A 16,331-nucleotide genomic window follows, 5' to 3' on the forward strand; every position below is an offset into this window, starting at 1 on the left:
GGGGCTGGGGCGGAGCCCCTGGGATGGGACGGGTAGGGGCGGCGGGGGCGAGTCCACTGTCAGTGGCACCGCCTACCGTGTGGAACATGACGAGCCTCCCGCGTCCCACCACCGACCTCTCCGCCGAAGAAGCCCGCCGCATCGCCCTACGGGCCCAGGGCTTCCTGGGCGCCCCCGACCGCAGGGCCGGCGTCCGCGGAATCCTGCGACACCTCGGCGCGGTCCAGCTCGACACGATCTCCGTCCTGGCCCGCTCCCACGAACTCATCCCGTACGCCCGCCTGGGCGCGGTAGGCCGCACAACCGTCGACCAGGCCTACTGGACCGACACCCACGCCTTCGAGTACTGGTCCCACGCCGCCTGCATCCTCCCCGTGGAGGAATGGCCCCACTTCGCCTTCCGCCGCCGCGCCTACCGCTCCCGCCCGCACTGGAACCACGACCTGCCTGACGGCACCTACGACCAGGTCATCAAGCAGCTCCGTACAGAAGGCCCCCTCACGGCCACGGAGTTGGGCGGCGCGAAGAAGACCAGCGAGTGGTGGGACTGGTCGGGCACCAAGGTGGCCGTGGAGCGCGCGCTGATGTACGGCGAGGTGGTGTGCACGGAGCGCCGCGGCTGGAAGCGCGTGTACGACCTCGCCGAGCGCGCCGTCCCCGAGGCCCTGCTCCATGACGAGCTGGACGACACGGAGTGCCTGCGCCGTCTGGTCGGCCTGGCCGGCAAGTCCCTGGGCGTCGGCACGCGCGCGGACATCGCCGACTATCACCGTCTCAAGGGCGAGCAGGTCGACGCGGTGATCGCGGACTCGGGCCTGGTCCCGGTGACGGTGGAGGGCTGGGGCAAGCCCGCGTGGGCGGACCCGGCGGCCCTGGAGACACCGCCGCGCGGCCGCCACCGTACGACGCTGCTGTCCCCGTTCGACTCACTCGTCTGGGAGCGGGCCCGCACGGAGCGGATCTTCGGCTTCACCCACCGTCTGGAGGCGTACACGCCCAAGCCGAAGCGGGTGTACGGCTACTTCGCGATGCCGGTCCTCGCCGGGGGCCGGCTCGTCGGCCGCGTGGACCCCGCCCGCGAGGGCCGCACCCTGGTCGCCAAACAGGTCACGCTGGACGGCGCCAAGGCGGTCCCTGCCGTGGCCCAGGCCCTCCTGGAGGCAGCGAGCTGGGTGGACTGCACAAACGTACGGGTGGAACGGGTGGACGCCCCGGACCTCCGCGAGCCCCTCGCAAAGGAACTCACCCGCGCACTGGCCTGACCCGACCGGCAACTCGGCCGACCGACCCGACCAGCCTTACGCAGACGCAACGCAGACTCACCGGATCTCGAGGATCTTCTCCCGCATCGCGTAGACCACCGCCTCCATCCTGGAGTGCAGTTGCAACTTCTCCAGGATGTTGCGCACATGGTTCTTCACGGTGTTCTCGGAGATGAACAACTCCTTGGCGATGTCCCGGTTGTTCATCCCGGTCGCGACGAGCTTGAGAACCTCCAGCTCGCGATCCGTGAGCCGCGGCGCGGGCACGAGCCGGCGCTCGTCCGTCCGCTGAATCATCGACTTGAACTCGGTGAGAAGTTTCGACGCCATCGACGGGCTGATCTGCGACTGCCCGTCCGCCACCGCGCGAATGGCCGTGGCCACCTCGTCCGTGGAGATCTCCTTGAGGAGATAACCGGTAGCGCCCGCCTTGATCGCGTCGTAGAGATCGGCTTCCTCGTCGCTGATCGTCAGCATGATGATCTTCGCGCTCGGAGCGACCTCCTTGATGGAGGTGCACGCCTCGATGCCGCCCCGCTTCGGCATTCGTACGTCCATCAGCACGATGTCGGGGAGCAGGTCGGCCGCCTTGTCGACCGCCTCCGCCCCGTCACCCGCCTCGCCGACGACCTGGATGTCCTCCTCGGCCGCGAGCACGATCTCCAGGCCGCGGCGGAAGAGGGCATGGTCGTCCACGACGAGGACCCGAATGGGCTCCTTGCGTGGAGAGCCCGCGTCCGGGCCCATGCCGACGACGCCGCCGTCGGCATCCCCGTCACGCATCGGTCCGAAACTGTCCGCCATCGTTCCTCCCCCTGAAGGCCGTGGCCTGCGTTCTTGTGCCATCGCCAATCCGAGGCAACGACCCACCGGTTGGGGCCGGTTCGGCCATGATTCCATGCCCGGACGACAGTGCGGTGACAGAGCGGGTCGCGAAGTGGTCGCACACCGGTGCCCCTGGGGGCGCACGCGCGCTCCAGGGGCACCGGCTCAGCCGTCATCGGGGCGGGTCAGCCGCCGAGCGCACCGCCCGGCGCGTCCGGTCCGGCCTGGGTGACCATGGGGTCCGTGCTGAGGTGAATGACGCCGTAGTCGTATGCGTGCCGCCGGTAGACGACACTGGGTTCCTTCGTCTCGGAGTCGACGAAGAGATAGAAGTCGTGCCCGACCAGCTCCATCTCGTAGAGCGCCTGGTCGAGCGTCATCGGGGCGGCCACGTGGGTCTTCTCGCGAACGATGAGGGGGCCTTCGCCCATGACCTCGAGGGAGCCGATCTTCTTCGTCGGCACGCTGTCCGCTTCGTCCTCGTGGACGACGGTCCCGTTCCCGTTGAGCGTCGCGGCGCCGGGGACGTGGTCGGCGACCTCCGCGGCCGAGAGCCGTCCGTTGCCGCGGCGGGTGTAGCGCTTGTCGTGCTGCTTGCGCAGACGGGCTTCGAGTTTGTCCGCCGCCAGGTCGAGTGCCGCATACGGGTCACTTGCCGCCGCCTCCGCCCGGATCACCGGACCGCGGGAGTGGAGCGTGATCTCCACTCGGTCGCAACGGTCGGCCTGCCGGGGGTTGGGCTCCTTGGACACCTCCACGTCGAGGCTGATCACCTTGCCATCGAGCTTCTGGATCTTCTCCAGCTTCAGCTTCTCGGCCACGTGCTTGCGGAACCGCTCGGGCACCTCGGTCTTGCGGCCCTTGACGACGATGTCCACGCAGAACTCCGTTCCCGGATTGCTCCGCTGCACTGGCGGAGCGTCTCCCTTTTGCACCAGGCCCCGGTGAGTGCCGGAACCTCGGACTTGGTGACTTTCACCTCCTCCTCCCCCATGGGCAAGATCTACACCCCATCGCTGCGGGTGATTCAGAAACCCGCAGCACAACATTCGGATGGGCGAGGTACGGCCTGCGCCATTGCCTCACAACCGAACATATCTCGCCTGGACGGATGTCGTCACCCTCTACTGCGGCGTACCTCCGTTCAGGTGAATTGACCTGGTCATTACCTGCAACGATGGAAGTTCCCGGTCAGTTCCGGTTTATTTCGAAAGAGTCCGGCGGGGCCGCGACCACAGCCGCGCAGATCATGTCGTCGACTCCGCTCATACCCGCCATTCGCTGGGCTCCTTGTGCCCGGTCGGTAACCACTGTCGTTGCCTCCGTCATCCGTTCCCCCGTTGCTTCCCCCGCCACCGCCGCCCGTACGGCACGGGCCGCCTCCCTCATCGAGGCACCCGTCGTCATCAGGTCGTCCACGAGGACGACCCTGCCCCCGCTCGCCAACAGCCGGGCACCTCCGGCCGCCACCTCCAGGGCGCCCGCGAGATTGTCCAGTCGCTGCCGCGAGTCGAGCCCCGCCTGGTCGGCCACGGCGCGCCGCTGCCGCAGCACGGCCAGCACCCGGGCCGGTGTCCCCGTGCGCCGCAGCTCCCCCGCCGCCGCGAGCGCGATCCGCCGCGCCGGATCATGGCCGCGCGCCCGCACCGCCTGCCGCGAGGACGGCAGGGGAACAAGCAGCAGAGAACCTGTGCCGGAAAGCGGCACACGCCCCTGACCACCCCCGGGCCGCAGTTGCCTGTTGCCGCCCCTCAGGTGCCCGTCCCGGGCCGTGGACAGCCCCTCCGGGACCGGGAGACACAGGTGCCGCAGCCCTGCCCGTACAGCCCCCGCCAGGGCCGTCCCCAAAGGTCTCGCAAGTGTCAGCGCCCCCCGTTCCTTGTGGGCGAGGAGCGTCGCGCGCACCTCGTCCTCGTATGGGGCCGCCGCGTGCACGACCGGCAGCCCGGGCGGCTCCGGATCCGGTCGCACCCGGCGCGGTGCGGCCCCGCTCAGGGCGGCACGGCACTCCGGGCAGAGCACCGTGCGAGACCTTCCGCAGCCTCCGCACTCGGCCGGCAGCACCAGATCGGTGAGGTCCTGCCACCACCCCCGCATGCCCACCACTGTGCCAACGCGCGGGCCGACCGGCCACCCCTGTGGACAACCGCCTGTGGACAACTCCACGCCCATCACCCGTCCGGGGGACCCGGCCCGCAATGGCGGCCAAGTCCACCCCGTACGACGGCCAGGTCCGCCCCCTGCAACGGCCGGATCCACCCCATACGGCAGCCGGGCCTGCCCGAAAGGGGAGGCCCGGCAAGTCCGTACCCGGAAGAAATCGGAAGAAAGAGGTCGCTACCCGGGATAAACCGGTGCCGTGCCGTCCTTGACGATCTTCTGCCACTGCTCCCCGGAGGACAGCCGCACGATCCCGTCCTCCTCCGAGTGCGCCACCAGCGGCAGCCGTTCGTCCTCGGACGCGGCGACCTCCTTCACCCCCGTCAGCGCGGAGGGTGCGGCGCCCACCGGAGTGGAGCCGTCGACCTGGACGTAGCGCATCTGCTGCACCCCGCCGGACTCGCGCCCGACGACGACGAGCCGGCTGTCCCCGGCCCACGACATGGCGGTGACCTCCTCCAGCTGCGGCGCCACGGAGCGCAGCTCGAGGATCGAGATGAGAGGCCGTCCGCCGGTCTTGGTGTCACGCTGGATGCGCCCGATCTGCAGCGAGCTCTTGCCGTCCTTCTGCACGATCAGTGCGATCCGCACCCCGTCGGCGGCCACCCGCACCGCCTGGACACGCCCGTCGATACCCGGCGCGGTGACCGCCAGCGGAGTACCCGCGCCCTTCTCCAGCAGGAGCAGCCGCGGGTTCTTCGGATCGCGGTCGGCCACCCACAGGTCGCCCTGTCCGTCCCAACTGGGCGTCGTCAGCCGGTCGTCCGCCTTCGTCCCCTGACTGTGCAGCACCGCGTCCCCCAGCGAGGCGCCCGACACCAGCGATCCGACGTACAGCGAACTCCCGTCGGCCGACACGCCGGCCGCGCTGTCCTCGTTCCGGGACACCGCGGCCGACCGCAGCTTCTTGTCGCCCACTCCCAGCGCACCGGGTACCGGCTCGGGCTGCTTGTCACTGTTGCCGCTGGGCAGTCGTACGAGCCGCTGCTTGGCGTCAATGAAGTACTCGTACTCAGGGTGCTTGGCCGTGCCGTGCGAAGCGACGGTCTCCGCCTGGCTCTCGGTGACCACGCACAACTGCGAACCGTTCGACCGCTGCAGCTCCACCTCGTCGACACCCGTGGGCGTCAGGTCCTGGAGCGTGAAGAGGAGTTGGGTGGCCATCTTGTTGCACTGGGTCTCTCCGACCCGGTCGGCCTTCTTGCTCAGGGGGACCGTCACCCTGTTGCGGTCGTCGGGCGACAGCGACGTGACGCCCTTCTTCAGCTCCGTGTCGGACGGGAAGCTCGACGTCACCACCGGATCCAGCCAGCGTGTGGGCCCCTTCAGGAGCGACCGGACCATCTCCGTCATCGGGTCCACCTTGTCCCGCACATAGACGGGATCGGCGACGGTCCCCAGCGGTCCGCCCGACCCAGAGGGCACATTCGAGGCGAAGTAGTACTTGTTGACGGACACGTAGTTGCGCTGGAAGTCGGAGTTGCCCATCACCACGCCCTGCGGCAGCGCGTCGATGCGCCACTGCTTGGTGTCCTTCTGCAGCGTGAGGTGCACCGTCGTCCGGTACGAACCGGCGTCCGGCGCGTACGCGTGCTGCTCGTCCACCGTGGCGACCTTGCTGCCGGAGAGCGTGTACGAGTCGTCGCCCTCCCTGGTGCCCATGTGCTCCGACTCGGGGTTGGGCCCGTCCGCGAGGACGGTCGTGGAACGGTACGGATCCCACGTTCTGCGGGCGCCCGCCGTCAGATATTTGCGCGCCGTCTCGTACTGCGCGTCGTCACTGGTCAGTGCCTCCAGGAAGCCCTGCACGATCTCCGCCGGCGGGGCGTCCTCGCGGGGCGGCAGCGCGAAGACGCGGACCTGCGAGTCCTGCCTCGGCGTGGACTCGACCCCGCGCAGATCCCCGCTGTCCGGCATCGAGGCGCACCCGGTCAGCAGCAGTGCGCCACAGCCGATGTACACCCCCACGCGCGCGGGACGCCGACGGCCGCTCCCCTCGCGGTCAGCGACCACGAAATGCCTCCCCTTGCCCGAGTTCCTCGGGCTCTGCTTGTCCGAGTTCTTCAGGCCCGCCGCCGTCCCGGCCACGCTCCTGCACGCTCCGCTCCCCACCCGCGGCGGGCATGTCGTCCGGCCGCCGCACCGCCCCGGAGGGCCTCGGCACCACACGCGCGCCGTTGCCCGGCAGCGCCGTCGGATCGGCCGTGGGCGACGCCCCGGCCAGTCGCGGCACCACGGACGTCCGCTGCATGGGCGGTGCCGCCTTTCCACCCGCGGCCTGCATCGGCACCGTGGCGAGCTTGTCGCCGCCGCCGGAGGGCAGTCCCGCGTCATTAAGTCCACGATTACGCCGCGAGTCCATGGGCTCCAGAGGTATCGGAGACCCCCGCAGCGGCTCGTCCGCGGTACGCGGCAGCGTCAGCCGGAACTGCGAACCGCCGCCCGGCTCACCCCACGCCTGCAGCCAGCCGCCGTGCAACCGGGCGTCCTCCAGGGCGATGGACAGCCCGAGCCCCGTACCGCCGGTGGTCCGCGCGCGTGCCGGGTCGGCACGCCAGAAGCGGCTGAAGACCCGGGTCGCCTCTCCGGGCTTGAGGCCGACGCCGTAGTCACGCACCGCGATGGCGACCGCCCCGCCCGCTGTGGCGAGCTTGACCACCACTTCCTTGCCGTCGCCGTGCTCCACGGCGTTGACGACGAGATTGCGCAGCACCCGCTCCACCCGCCGGGCATCCGCCTCGGCGACCACCGGCTGCTGGTCGCCGACGACACGTATCTGCGAGCCCTTGCGCTCGGCGAGCGGCTCGGCGCCGCTGACGACACGTCGTACGACTTCCCGGAGGTCTATCGCCTCGGCCTCCAGCGCCGCCGCACCCGCGTCGAACCGGCTGATCTCCAGCAGGTCCGCGAGCAGCGTCTCGAACCGGTCCAGCTGATCGGCGAGCAGCTCGGCCGACCGAGCGGTCACCGGATCGAAGTCCACGCGCGCGTCATGGATGACGTCGGCCGCCATCCGGACGGTCGTGAGCGGCGTACGCAGCTCGTGCGACACGTCGGACACGAACCGTCGCTGCATCCGCGACAGGTCCTCCAGCTGCTGGATCTTCAGCTGAAGGTTCTGTGCCATCTTGTTGAAAGCCTCGCCGAGCCGCGCGATGTCGTCCTCGCCGGTGACCTTCATCCGTTCCTGCAGGCGCCCGGCGGAGAGCCGCTCGGCGATCCCGGCCGCCATCCGCACCGGAGTGACGACCTGGCGCACCACGAGCCAGGCGATGGCCCCCAGAAGCACCACGACGAACAGTCCGGCCGTCGCGAGCGTCCCCTTGACCAGGCTCAGCGACTTCTCCTCCTGCGTCAGCGGGAAGAGGTAGTAGAGCTGGTACGCGTCTCCGTTGGGGTCGAGGACCTGCTTGCCGATGACCAGCGCGGCCTGCGACTCCGTGCCGTCCTTGTACACGACCCTGGTGTAGCTCTGCGCCGCCATCGTGTTGCTGTCGACGCGGGCGCGCAGGTCCTCCGGGATGCTCACTGTCGGATCGACGTCACCCGAGGAACGCGGACCGCGCCCGGCACCGCCGTTGCCGGCCACGGTGGAGCTGAGCGTCACCACGTCGAAGGCACCCTGGCCACCGCTGGAAAGGGAGACGACGAGGTCGTTCATCCACTGGCTGACGTTCTTGGACGGACGGCCGTCCGCACCCGAACCGTCGTCGCCATTGGCCGTGGCAGCCGCGTCCGCCTTCTGCTTGGCCACCGAGAAGCCACCCGTGGCCTGACTCTGCGAGGCCTTGACCTTGGCGTCCAGCAGACCGTTGCGCACCTGCCCGATGACCACGAAGCCGAGCAGCAGCACGACACCCAGCGACATCAGCAGCGTCGTGACGACGATCTTGAGCTGGATGTTGCGCCGCCACAGCCGCATCACGGGCAGCAACGGACGGCGCACCCAGCGCATGAACAACCGAAGGACCGGGCTGCCCTGGACTCCGCCCTGCAGCAGCCCGCCCTCCAAGAAACGTCCCCAGCGGGAGCCCGTCACCTTCCGGCCGACAGGCCGCCCCGAACGGACCCCCGACTCGCCGGGCGCCGAAGCGGCACTGTCCCGGGACATGTCAGCTCGGTCCGGCCTTGTAACCGACACCACGGACGGTCACCACGATCTCCGGCCGCTCCGGGTCCTTCTCGACCTTGGAGCGCAGCCGCTGGACGTGGACGTTGACCAGTCGGGTGTCCGCCGCGTGTCGGTAGCCCCACACCTGCTCGAGGAGCACCTCGCGCGTGAACACCTGCCACGGCTTGCGGGCCAGTGCCACGAGCAGATCGAACTCCAGCGGCGTCAGGGCGATCGACTGCCCGTCCCGCTTCACAGAGTGACCGGCCACATCGATCACAAGATCGCCGATGGCCAGCTGCTCGGGCGCCGGTTCCTCGGAACGACGCAGCCGCGCCCTGATCCGCGCCACCAGCTCCTTTGGCTTGAACGGCTTCACGATGTAGTCGTCGGCGCCGGACTCGAGGCCGACCACGACATCGACGGTGTCGCTCTTCGCGGTGAGCATCACGATCGGCACCCCGGATTCCGCCCTGATCAGGCGGCACACCTCGATACCGTCCCGGCCGGGAAGCATCAGGTCCAGGAGCACCAGATCGGGCTTGGTCTCACGGAAAGCGGCCAGCGCCTTGTCGCCGTCAGCTACGAAAGACGGCTCAAAACCTTCACCACGCAACACAATGCCGAGCATCTCGGCCAGTGCGGTGTCGTCATCGACGACAAGGACTCGTCCCTTCATAAACGACATCATCCCATTAACTAAATCGTTACCTGGCGTGACCTGTCACACAGCTCAGCGAGTGCCTCTGCTGTCACGGGCGACACAGCGCCCTCTTCAGTCACGATCGCCGTCACCAACTCGGGGGGCGTCACATCGAATGCCGGGTTGTACGCCTGGGTCCCCAGGGGTGCCACCGGTATCCCGCCTCCCGCTTCCACTCCCGCCACAGGCACCTGGGGTGCTGTGACCTCGGTCACTTCATGACCGGGACGCTGCTCGACCTCGATGGATGCTCCGTCCGGGGTGTCCGGGTCCACCGTCGTCACCGGCGCCACCACGATGAAAGGCACATGGTGATACCGGGCCAGCACCGCGAGCGGATAGCTCCCCACCTTGTTCGCCACCGAACCGTCGGCAGCGATCCGATCGGCCCCGATGAGCACCGCGTCCACCTCCCCCGCCGCGAACAGTGATCCTGCCGCGTTGTCCGTGAGCAAGGTGTACGCCATTCCGTTGCGTGCCGCCTCGTAAGCCGTCAGGCGAGCACCTTGCAGCAACGGACGCGTTTCGTCCACCCACAGCCTCCGCAGCTGCCCCGCCCGATGCGCCGCGAGGGCCACCGCGAAGGCCGTGCCCTCCCCGCCGGACACCAGCGCCCCGGTGTTGCAATGCGTCAGAATCCGGTGCCCGCCACCCGGCAACAGCTCGTCGAGCAGCGCCAACCCGTGCTCGGCCATCCGAGCACTGGCCGCGGCGTCCTCCCGGTGCAACGCCCGCGCCGCTTCGAGCGCCGCCCCGGCAGCCTGCCGCTGATCACCGCCGCCGGAGAGCGCGGCACGATACGCCGTCTGCGCCCGGCGCACACCGACAGCGAGGTTCACCGCGGTGGGCCGGGCGCCCGCCAGCGCCCGGGCGGCATCGTCCACGTCGAAGCCGCGCACGGCGGCGAGCGCGACTCCGTACGCCCCGGCGATACCCAGCAACGGCGCCCCTCGCACGGCCAGCGTGCGGATCGCCTCCACCAGCGCGGGAGCGTCCGTACACACCAACTCGACTTCCTCGGCCGGCAACCGTGTCTGGTCGAGAAGGACCAGCACCGGCCCTTCGGGCGGCTCGTCCCAGCGGATCGCCGGTATCTCCAGTAGCCCGTCGTCCTCGCGGAATTGCGCGTACTGATCAGCCATCCGCCCAGTCTGCCCCGTAGCAGGCGGACAATTGAAGGTGTCCACCCCATACGGGGGCCGGTCCCATGCCGGGCACACCGTGGCACGATGGCTGCCAACCTGCCGCCGCGAACGCGGACGGGCACCGTGAAGGAGCGACGATGAAAGACACTCCGGGCTGGGCCTCGCCCGGATCTGCCCCCTCCGACGGGCAGGAGCCGGACAACTCCGGCGCCCCCGAGCCCCCGGAGCAGCCCGCGGACCAAGGTGGCGCGAACCAGCCGGAGCCGCCCTCGAAGTGGTCCAAGGAGCAGCCCCCGCCCGGCCAGTGGTCCGCTCCCAGCCCACAGGGCCCCCAGGCCCCGCCGCCAGCGCCCCCCGGCCCCGGCTGGGGCGGCCAGCAGCCCCCTGGCGCGGGCGGCCACGGAGGCCAGGGCGGCGGCTACGGCGGCTGGGGAGGCCCCGGCCGTGGCTACGGAGGCCCAGGAGGTCCCGGTGGCTGGGGCGGCAACTGGGGCGGCCCGCCGCCCGCCGCCAAGCCCGGCGTGATCCCCCTGCGCCCGCTCGGCGTCGGCGAGATCCTCGACGGCGCGGTCTCCACGATGCGGACCTACTGGCGCACCGTCCTGGGCATCTCGCTCACCGTCGCCGTCGTCACACAGATCCCGATCATCCTGCTCCAGGGCCTGGTTCTGGACGACAGCGCGAGCACGGACGTCCTCAACGACCCGAGCGCCACCGCCGGGGAGTTGAGCCGCGCCCTGGGCGACACCCTGCTGAGCTCCGGCGTCGTCGTGCTCATCGGCCTGCTCGGCACCATCGTCGCCACGGCCCTGCTCACCTCCGTGACCAGCCGCGCGGTGCTCGGCAAGTCGGTGACCACCGCCGAGGCCTGGCGCGACGCCAGACCCCGGCTGCCGAAGCTGTTCGCCCTGACCTTCCTGCTGCCGCTCATCGCCGTCGCGATCATCACCGTCGGCACTCTTCCCGGCCTGCTCGTCGCCGTCGCCGGCTCGAGCAGCGCGGGCGCCGCACTCGCGGTCCTCGGCGGACTCGGCGCGGGCGTCGTCGCCCTCTGGCTGATGATCCGCTTCTCGCTCGCCTCGCCCGCCCTGATGCTGGAGAAGCAAGGCGTCCTGAAGTCGATGAGCCGCTCCGCGAAGCTCGTCCGCGGCTCCTGGTGGCGGGTCTTCGGCATCCAGCTGCTCGCCACGATCATCGCCAACATCGTGGCGTCGATCATCGTGATCCCCTTCGCGCTCATCGCCTCCGCCCTGAGTGGCGACGGCGTCGCCGGTTTCCTTGGCAGCGGCGGCAGCTCCGGCTGGACGTTCCTCATCGTCAGCGGAATCGGTTCGGTGATCGGCTCCATGATCACCTTCCCGATCGCCGCAGGCGTCACCGTGCTCCTCTACATCGACCAGCGCATCCGCCGCGAGGCCCTCGACCTCGACCTGGCACGTGCCGCCGGTGTCCAGGACTACGGCTCCAGCACCCCCGGCACCACTGCGGGGAGCTGATGCGGTGAGTCCGGCGGGGGGAGTTCTCACAGCGGTACTGGCACTGCCGCACATCGGCGCCACGGCCGTACTCGCGCTGCCGCGCGACGACGAACCACCGGTGACGATCCCGCGCGACCCCGCGCGGGAGGCGGCCAAGCGCGAACTGTCCAAACGGATGTACCACGAGAACGACCCGAGCCCGGTGCAACGCGCTCTGAACGCCTTCTGGGACTGGGTCGACAAGCTGTTCAGCGCCGCCTCCACGGCGGCTCCCGGCGGCACGCTCGGACTTGTCGTCATCGTGGTGGCGGTGCTGGCGGTCGTGGCCGCCCTCTGGTGGCGCCTCGGCACCCCGCACCGCACCCCCACCTCCTCCGCCGCACTCTTCGACGACCGCCCCCGCAGCGCCGCCGAACACCGCGCGGCCGCCGAAGCGCACGCCGCCCAGGGCCACTGGAACCAAGCCGTCCAGGAACGCATGCGCGCCGTCGTGCGCTCCCTCGAGGAGCGCGCCCTGCTCGACCCACGCCCCGGCCGCACCGCGGACGAGGCCGCCGCCGAAGCGGGCCGCACACTGCCCTCCCACACGGACCGACTGCGCGCCGCCGCCCGGGACTTCGACGAGGTCACATACGGCGGCCGGTCCGCGGGCTCCGACACGTACCACCGCCTCACCGAACTCGACCGCGACCTCGAGCGCACCAAACCCGTACTCGCCAGCAGCGCCCAGAGCACGGACCACAACAGCCGCCAGGGGGCCGCCTCATGACCGAGGCCACCCTCACGTCCACCTCGGCCTCGCCCACCGCCCGCCAGGTGTGGACCCGCACCCGAGGCATCGTCCTCGCCGTCGTGATCCTGCTGGCGGCCGCCGTCGCGATCGCCGCAATCCGCTCCGGCGCCCAGCACGGCCGCCTCGACCCACGCTCCGCCGACCCCTACGGCAGTCGCGCCACCGCCGAACTCCTCGGCGACCGCGGGGTCTCCACTCGCGTGGTCACCACCCTGGACGAGGCCCGCGCCGCGGCCGACGCCGACACCTCCCTCCTCGTCGCCGCCCCGGACCTGCTGACCGACCATCAGCAGGCCGGCCTCCGCGCGGCGACCAAGAACTCCGGCGGCCGCACGATCCTGATCGCCCCCGACTCGCCCTCCCTCGGCACCCTCGCCCCCGGAGTCACCGCCGATCCCGCGATCAGCTTCGACTCGACGCTCTCCCCCAGCTGCGACCTGCCCGCCGCCCGCCGCGCGGGCAGCGCCGACACCGGCGGCATCCGCTACAGCACCAGCGTCCCCGGCGCCGATGTCTGCTACCCCAGCGACGGCCTGCCCACCCTGCTGCGCATCCCGGCGGCCACCGGGAACGGCGACACCGTCGTCATCGGCGCCCCCGACATCCTCTACAACAACCGTCTCGAAAAGCAGGGCAACGCCTCGCTCTCCCTCCAACTGCTCGGTTCCCGCCCCCACTTGGTCTGGTACCTCCCCTCCCTCTCCGACACCTCGGCCACCGACGCGGGCAAAAAGACCTTCCTCGACCTGCTCCCCTCGGGCTGGCTCTGGGGCACCCTTCAGCTCTTCATCGCGGCAGGCCTGGCCGCCCTGTGGCGGGCACGCCGACTCGGCCCCCTCGTACCCGAACGCCTCCCCGTCGCGATCCGCGCCTCCGAAACCGTCGAAGGCCGCGCCCGCCTCTACCGCAAGGCCAACGCCCGCGACCGCGCGGCCGCCGCTCTGCGCTCCACCACCCGCACCCGACTCGCCCCCCTCATCGGCGTGTCCCCCGCCCAGGCGCACGCGCCCGAGGCACTGCTCCCCGCCATGTCCGCCCGCCTCAACGGCGACGGACAGGCCCTGCACACCCTCCTCTTCGGCCCGCCGCCCAGCGACGACGCGGCCCTCATCTCCCTCGCCGACCAACTCGACGCCCTCGAAAGAGAGGTACGCCGTTCATGATGGCCCCGACCACTGACAACGCCGGGTACACCGGGGATCCGGGCACCGCCCGCTCCTCCCTGGAAGCCCTGCGCGCCGAGATCGCCAAAGCCGTGGTCGGCCAGGACCCCGCCGTGACCGGCCTCGTCGTCGCCCTCCTCTGCCGCGGACACGTTCTACTAGAAGGAGTCCCCGGAGTCGCCAAAACGTTGCTCGTCCGCGCACTCGCATCCGCGCTCGAACTCGACACCAAGCGCGTCCAGTTCACACCCGACCTGATGCCGAGCGACATCACCGGCTCACTCGTCTACGACGCCCGCACCGCCGAGTTCTCCTTCCAGCCCGGCCCGGTCTTCACGAACCTCCTGCTGGCCGACGAGATCAACCGCACCCCGCCCAAGACCCAGTCGTCCCTCCTCGAAGCAATGGAGGAGCGCCAAGTCACGGTCGACGGCACCCCCCGCCCGCTCCCGGAACCCTTCCTGGTCGCCGCGACCCAGAACCCGGTCGAGTACGAGGGAACGTATCCTCTGCCCGAAGCCCAACTGGACCGCTTCCTACTGAAACTGACGATCCCTCTGCCGTCCCGTCAGGACGAGATCGACGTCCTGACCCGCCACGCCGAGGGCTTCAACCCGCGCGACCTGCGCGCCGCCGGTGTACGCCCCGTGGCGGGCCCGGCCGACCTGGAAGCCGCCCGCGCCGCCGTGGCCAAGACATCGGTCTCCCCTGAAATCACCGGCTACGTCGTCGACATCTGCCGCGCCACCCGCGAATCGCCGTCCCTCACCCTCGGCGTCTCCCCGCGCGGCGCGACCGCCCTCCTCGCCACCGCCCGTGCCTGGGCCTGGCTGACCGGCCGCGACTACGTCATCCCCGACGACGTGAAGGCCCTGGCCCTGCCCACCCTCCGCCACCGCATCCAGCTCCGCCCCGAGGCCGAGATGGAGGGCGTGACGGCCGACTCGGTCATCAACGCGATCCTCGCCCACGTCCCCGTCCCCCGCTGATGGCACTCACCGGACGCGCCGCCCTGCTGGCGGCCCTCGGCACACTCCCCGTCGGCATCTGGGAGCCGAGTTGGACGGGCATCCTCGCCGTGAACGCTCCCCTGGCCCTGGCCTGCGCCTGCGACGCCGCCCTGGCCGCACCCGTACGCCGCCTCGGCCTGGCCCGCTCCGGCGACACTTCCGTACGCCTCGGCGAGACCGCCGATGTCACCCTGACCGTCACCAATCCCTCCGGCCGCCTCCTGCGCGCCCGCCTCCGTGACGCCTGGCCTCCCAGCAGCTGGGAGCCGGGCACCGAGGTGGCCGCCTCCCGCCACCGCCTGACGGTCCCGGCCGGCGAGCGCCGACGCCTGACGACCCGCCTGCGCCCCACCCGCCGAGGTGACCGCCAGGCAGACCGCGTCACCATCCGCTCGTACGGCCCCCTCGGTCTCTTCTCCCGCCAAGGCAGCCACCAGGTGCCCTGGACCGTACGAGTCCTGCCACCCTTCACCAGCCGCAAGCACCTGCCCTCCAAACTGGCCCGCCTGCGCGAACTCGACGGCCGAACCAGCGTCCTGATCCGCGGCGAGGGCACGGAATTCGACAGCCTGCGCGAGTACGTCCCCGGCGACGACACCCGTTCCATCGACTGGCGCGCCACGGCCCGCCGGACCACGGTCGCCGTACGCACCTGGCGTCCTGAGCGCGACCGCCACATCCTCCTGGTCCTCGACACGGGCCGAACCTCCGCCGGTCGCGTGGGCGACGCCCCGCGTCTCGACGCCTCCATGGACGCGGCACTCCTCCTGGCAGCCCTGGCCTCCCGGGCCGGTGACCGCGTGGACCTCCTCGCCTACGACCGCCGAGTACGCGCCCTGGTCCAGGGCCGCTCGGCCGGCGACGTCCTCCCTTCCCTGGTCAACGCGATGGCGACCCTGGAGCCGGAGCTCGTCGAAACGGACGCCCGCGGCCTCACCGCCACGGCCCTCCGTACGGCCCCTCGCCGCTCCCTGATCGTGTTGCTGACCAGCCTCGACGCGGCCCCCATCGAAGAGGGCCTGCTCCCTGTACTCTCCGGTCTCACCCACCGCCACACAGTCCTCGTGGCCTCAGTGGCCGACCCACATATCGCGCACATGGCTACGGCTCGAGGAAGCACCGAGGCGGTGTACGAAGCGGCAGCCGCGGCCCAGGCCCAGACAGAACGCCATCGCACGGCCGAACAACTCCAACGCCATGGAGTAACCGTCGTCGACGAGGTTCCGGACAACCTGGCGCCGGCCCTTGCGGATGCCTATCTGGCGCTCAAGGCGGCGGGACGGCTCTAAGCAGGCACAAAAAGGGGGCTTCTCGACGCGAGAGGCCCCAAAAAATGATCCCGAACGCAGAAAACCCCCGTACCGATTTCCCGGTACGGGGGTTCTCCCTACAATTAGTTCGGCGGCGTCCTACTCTCCCACAGGGTCCCCCCTGCAGTACCATCGGCGCTGTGAGGCTTAGCTTCCGGGTTCGGAATGTAACCGGGCGTTTCCCTCACGCTATGACCACCGAAACACTATGAAACTGTAACTACCGCACCACACCCAGTGGCCCTGGGAATGGGGTTGTTCGTGGTTTCAGAACCAACACAGTGGACGCGAGCAACTGAGGACAAGCCCTCGGCCTATTAGTACCGGTCACCTCCAGCGGTTACCCGCCTTCCAGATCCGGCCTATCAACC

13 protein-coding genes and 1 rRNA gene are annotated in these 16,331 nt (G+C 70.4%); 6 read left to right on the top strand and 8 right to left on the bottom strand.

Going from position 1 to position 16,331, the window contains the following annotated elements; all coding sequences use genetic code 11:
• Positions 1-86: 86 nt before the first annotated feature.
• The gene (locus ACZ7M2_RS07405; protein ID WP_352048951.1) at positions 87-1,262 is read left to right on the top strand and encodes a winged helix-turn-helix domain-containing protein; all 1,176 of its coding nucleotides are present in this window, start codon (positions 87-89) and stop codon (positions 1,260-1,262) included.
• A gap of 57 nt (positions 1,263-1,319) precedes the next feature.
• Here the strand turns inward: ACZ7M2_RS07405 and ACZ7M2_RS07410 are convergent, their stop codons facing one another.
• The 7 genes from ACZ7M2_RS07410 to mtnA form a co-directional block, all read right to left on the bottom strand.
• Positions 1,320-2,066, bottom strand: a complete 747-nt coding sequence (locus tag ACZ7M2_RS07410) for a response regulator (protein WP_067380003.1) — start codon at positions 2,064-2,066, stop codon at positions 1,320-1,322.
• Positions 2,067-2,272: 206 nt separating this feature from the next.
• Positions 2,273-2,965 carry a ribosome hibernation-promoting factor, HPF/YfiA family gene (gene hpf, locus ACZ7M2_RS07415; RefSeq protein ID WP_471594484.1) on the bottom strand — a complete coding sequence of 231 codons (693 nt, stop codon included), beginning with the start codon at positions 2,963-2,965 and terminating at the stop codon, positions 2,273-2,275.
• Between the two features lie 313 nt (positions 2,966-3,278).
• A complete protein-coding gene (locus tag ACZ7M2_RS07420; protein ID WP_471594485.1) occupies positions 3,279-4,184 on the bottom strand; it encodes a ComF family protein in 906 nt (301 codons plus the stop codon).
• A gap of 240 nt (positions 4,185-4,424) precedes the next feature.
• The gene (locus ACZ7M2_RS07425; RefSeq protein ID WP_471594486.1) at positions 4,425-6,260 is read right to left on the bottom strand and encodes an LpqB family beta-propeller domain-containing protein; all 1,836 of its coding nucleotides are present in this window, start codon (positions 6,258-6,260) and stop codon (positions 4,425-4,427) included.
• A complete protein-coding gene (mtrB, locus tag ACZ7M2_RS07430) occupies positions 6,250-8,358 on the bottom strand; it encodes an MtrAB system histidine kinase MtrB (RefSeq protein WP_471594487.1) in 2,109 nt (702 codons plus the stop codon). Before mtrB ends, ACZ7M2_RS07425 begins: the two co-directional genes overlap by 11 nt.
• 1 nt (position 8,359) lies before the next feature.
• Positions 8,360-9,049 carry a two-component system response regulator MtrA gene (gene mtrA, locus ACZ7M2_RS07435; protein ID WP_015659998.1) on the bottom strand — a complete coding sequence of 230 codons (690 nt, stop codon included), beginning with the start codon at positions 9,047-9,049 and terminating at the stop codon, positions 8,360-8,362.
• 8 nt (positions 9,050-9,057) lie between these two features.
• Positions 9,058-10,203 (bottom strand): S-methyl-5-thioribose-1-phosphate isomerase, encoded by a 1,146-nt coding sequence (gene mtnA, locus ACZ7M2_RS07440; RefSeq protein ID WP_471594543.1) that lies wholly within the window; start codon positions 10,201-10,203, stop codon positions 9,058-9,060.
• Between the two features lie 140 nt (positions 10,204-10,343).
• Between mtnA and ACZ7M2_RS07445 the strand changes: the two genes are divergently transcribed.
• From ACZ7M2_RS07445 to ACZ7M2_RS07465, 5 genes are read left to right on the top strand one after another with little or no spacing between them, the layout of a single operon-like run.
• Entirely contained in the window at positions 10,344-11,702 is a 1,359-nt protein-coding gene (locus tag ACZ7M2_RS07445; protein WP_471594488.1) for a DUF7847 domain-containing protein, read from the top strand.
• A 4-nt stretch (positions 11,703-11,706) separates the two neighbouring features.
• Entirely contained in the window at positions 11,707-12,453 is a 747-nt protein-coding gene (locus tag ACZ7M2_RS07450) for a DUF4129 domain-containing protein (RefSeq protein ID WP_471594489.1), read from the top strand.
• A complete protein-coding gene (locus ACZ7M2_RS07455; RefSeq protein WP_471594490.1) occupies positions 12,450-13,640 on the top strand; it encodes a DUF4350 domain-containing protein in 1,191 nt (396 codons plus the stop codon). The genes ACZ7M2_RS07450 and ACZ7M2_RS07455 overlap by 4 nt, the downstream gene beginning before the upstream one ends.
• The gene (locus tag ACZ7M2_RS07460; protein ID WP_403695829.1) at positions 13,640-14,629 is read left to right on the top strand and encodes an AAA family ATPase; all 990 of its coding nucleotides are present in this window, start codon (positions 13,640-13,642) and stop codon (positions 14,627-14,629) included. Before ACZ7M2_RS07455 ends, ACZ7M2_RS07460 begins: the two co-directional genes overlap by 1 nt.
• The gene (locus tag ACZ7M2_RS07465; RefSeq protein ID WP_471594491.1) at positions 14,629-15,939 is read left to right on the top strand and encodes a DUF58 domain-containing protein; all 1,311 of its coding nucleotides are present in this window, start codon (positions 14,629-14,631) and stop codon (positions 15,937-15,939) included. Before ACZ7M2_RS07460 ends, ACZ7M2_RS07465 begins: the two co-directional genes overlap by 1 nt.
• A gap of 107 nt (positions 15,940-16,046) precedes the next feature.
• On the opposite strand, the gene rrf is transcribed toward ACZ7M2_RS07465, so the two are convergent.
• Positions 16,047-16,163 (bottom strand): 5S ribosomal RNA (gene rrf, locus ACZ7M2_RS07470).
• Positions 16,164-16,331: the final 168 nt, after the last annotated feature.

Source organism: Streptomyces sp. NPDC111507 (genome assembly GCF_055638955.1).

Coding starts and splice junctions, on each gene's coding strand:
- ACZ7M2_RS07455 (WP_471594490.1), top strand. CDS start 12,450: ATGACCGAGGCCACCCTCACGTCCACCTCGGCCTCGCCCACCGCCCGC.
- mtrA (WP_015659998.1), bottom strand. CDS start 9,049: ATGATGTCGTTTATGAAGGGACGAGTCCTTGTCGTCGATGACGACACC.
- ACZ7M2_RS07465 (WP_471594491.1), top strand. CDS start 14,629: ATGGCACTCACCGGACGCGCCGCCCTGCTGGCGGCCCTCGGCACACTC.
- mtrB (WP_471594487.1), bottom strand. CDS start 8,358: ATGTCCCGGGACAGTGCCGCTTCGGCGCCCGGCGAGTCGGGGGTCCGT.
- ACZ7M2_RS07405 (WP_352048951.1), top strand. CDS start 87: ATGACGAGCCTCCCGCGTCCCACCACCGACCTCTCCGCCGAAGAAGCC.
- ACZ7M2_RS07445 (WP_471594488.1), top strand. CDS start 10,344: ATGAAAGACACTCCGGGCTGGGCCTCGCCCGGATCTGCCCCCTCCGAC.
- mtnA (WP_471594543.1), bottom strand. CDS start 10,203: ATGGCTGATCAGTACGCGCAATTCCGCGAGGACGACGGGCTACTGGAG.
- ACZ7M2_RS07410 (WP_067380003.1), bottom strand. CDS start 2,066: ATGGCGGACAGTTTCGGACCGATGCGTGACGGGGATGCCGACGGCGGC.
- ACZ7M2_RS07460 (WP_403695829.1), top strand. CDS start 13,640: ATGGCCCCGACCACTGACAACGCCGGGTACACCGGGGATCCGGGCACC.
- ACZ7M2_RS07420 (WP_471594485.1), bottom strand. CDS start 4,184: ATGCGGGGGTGGTGGCAGGACCTCACCGATCTGGTGCTGCCGGCCGAG.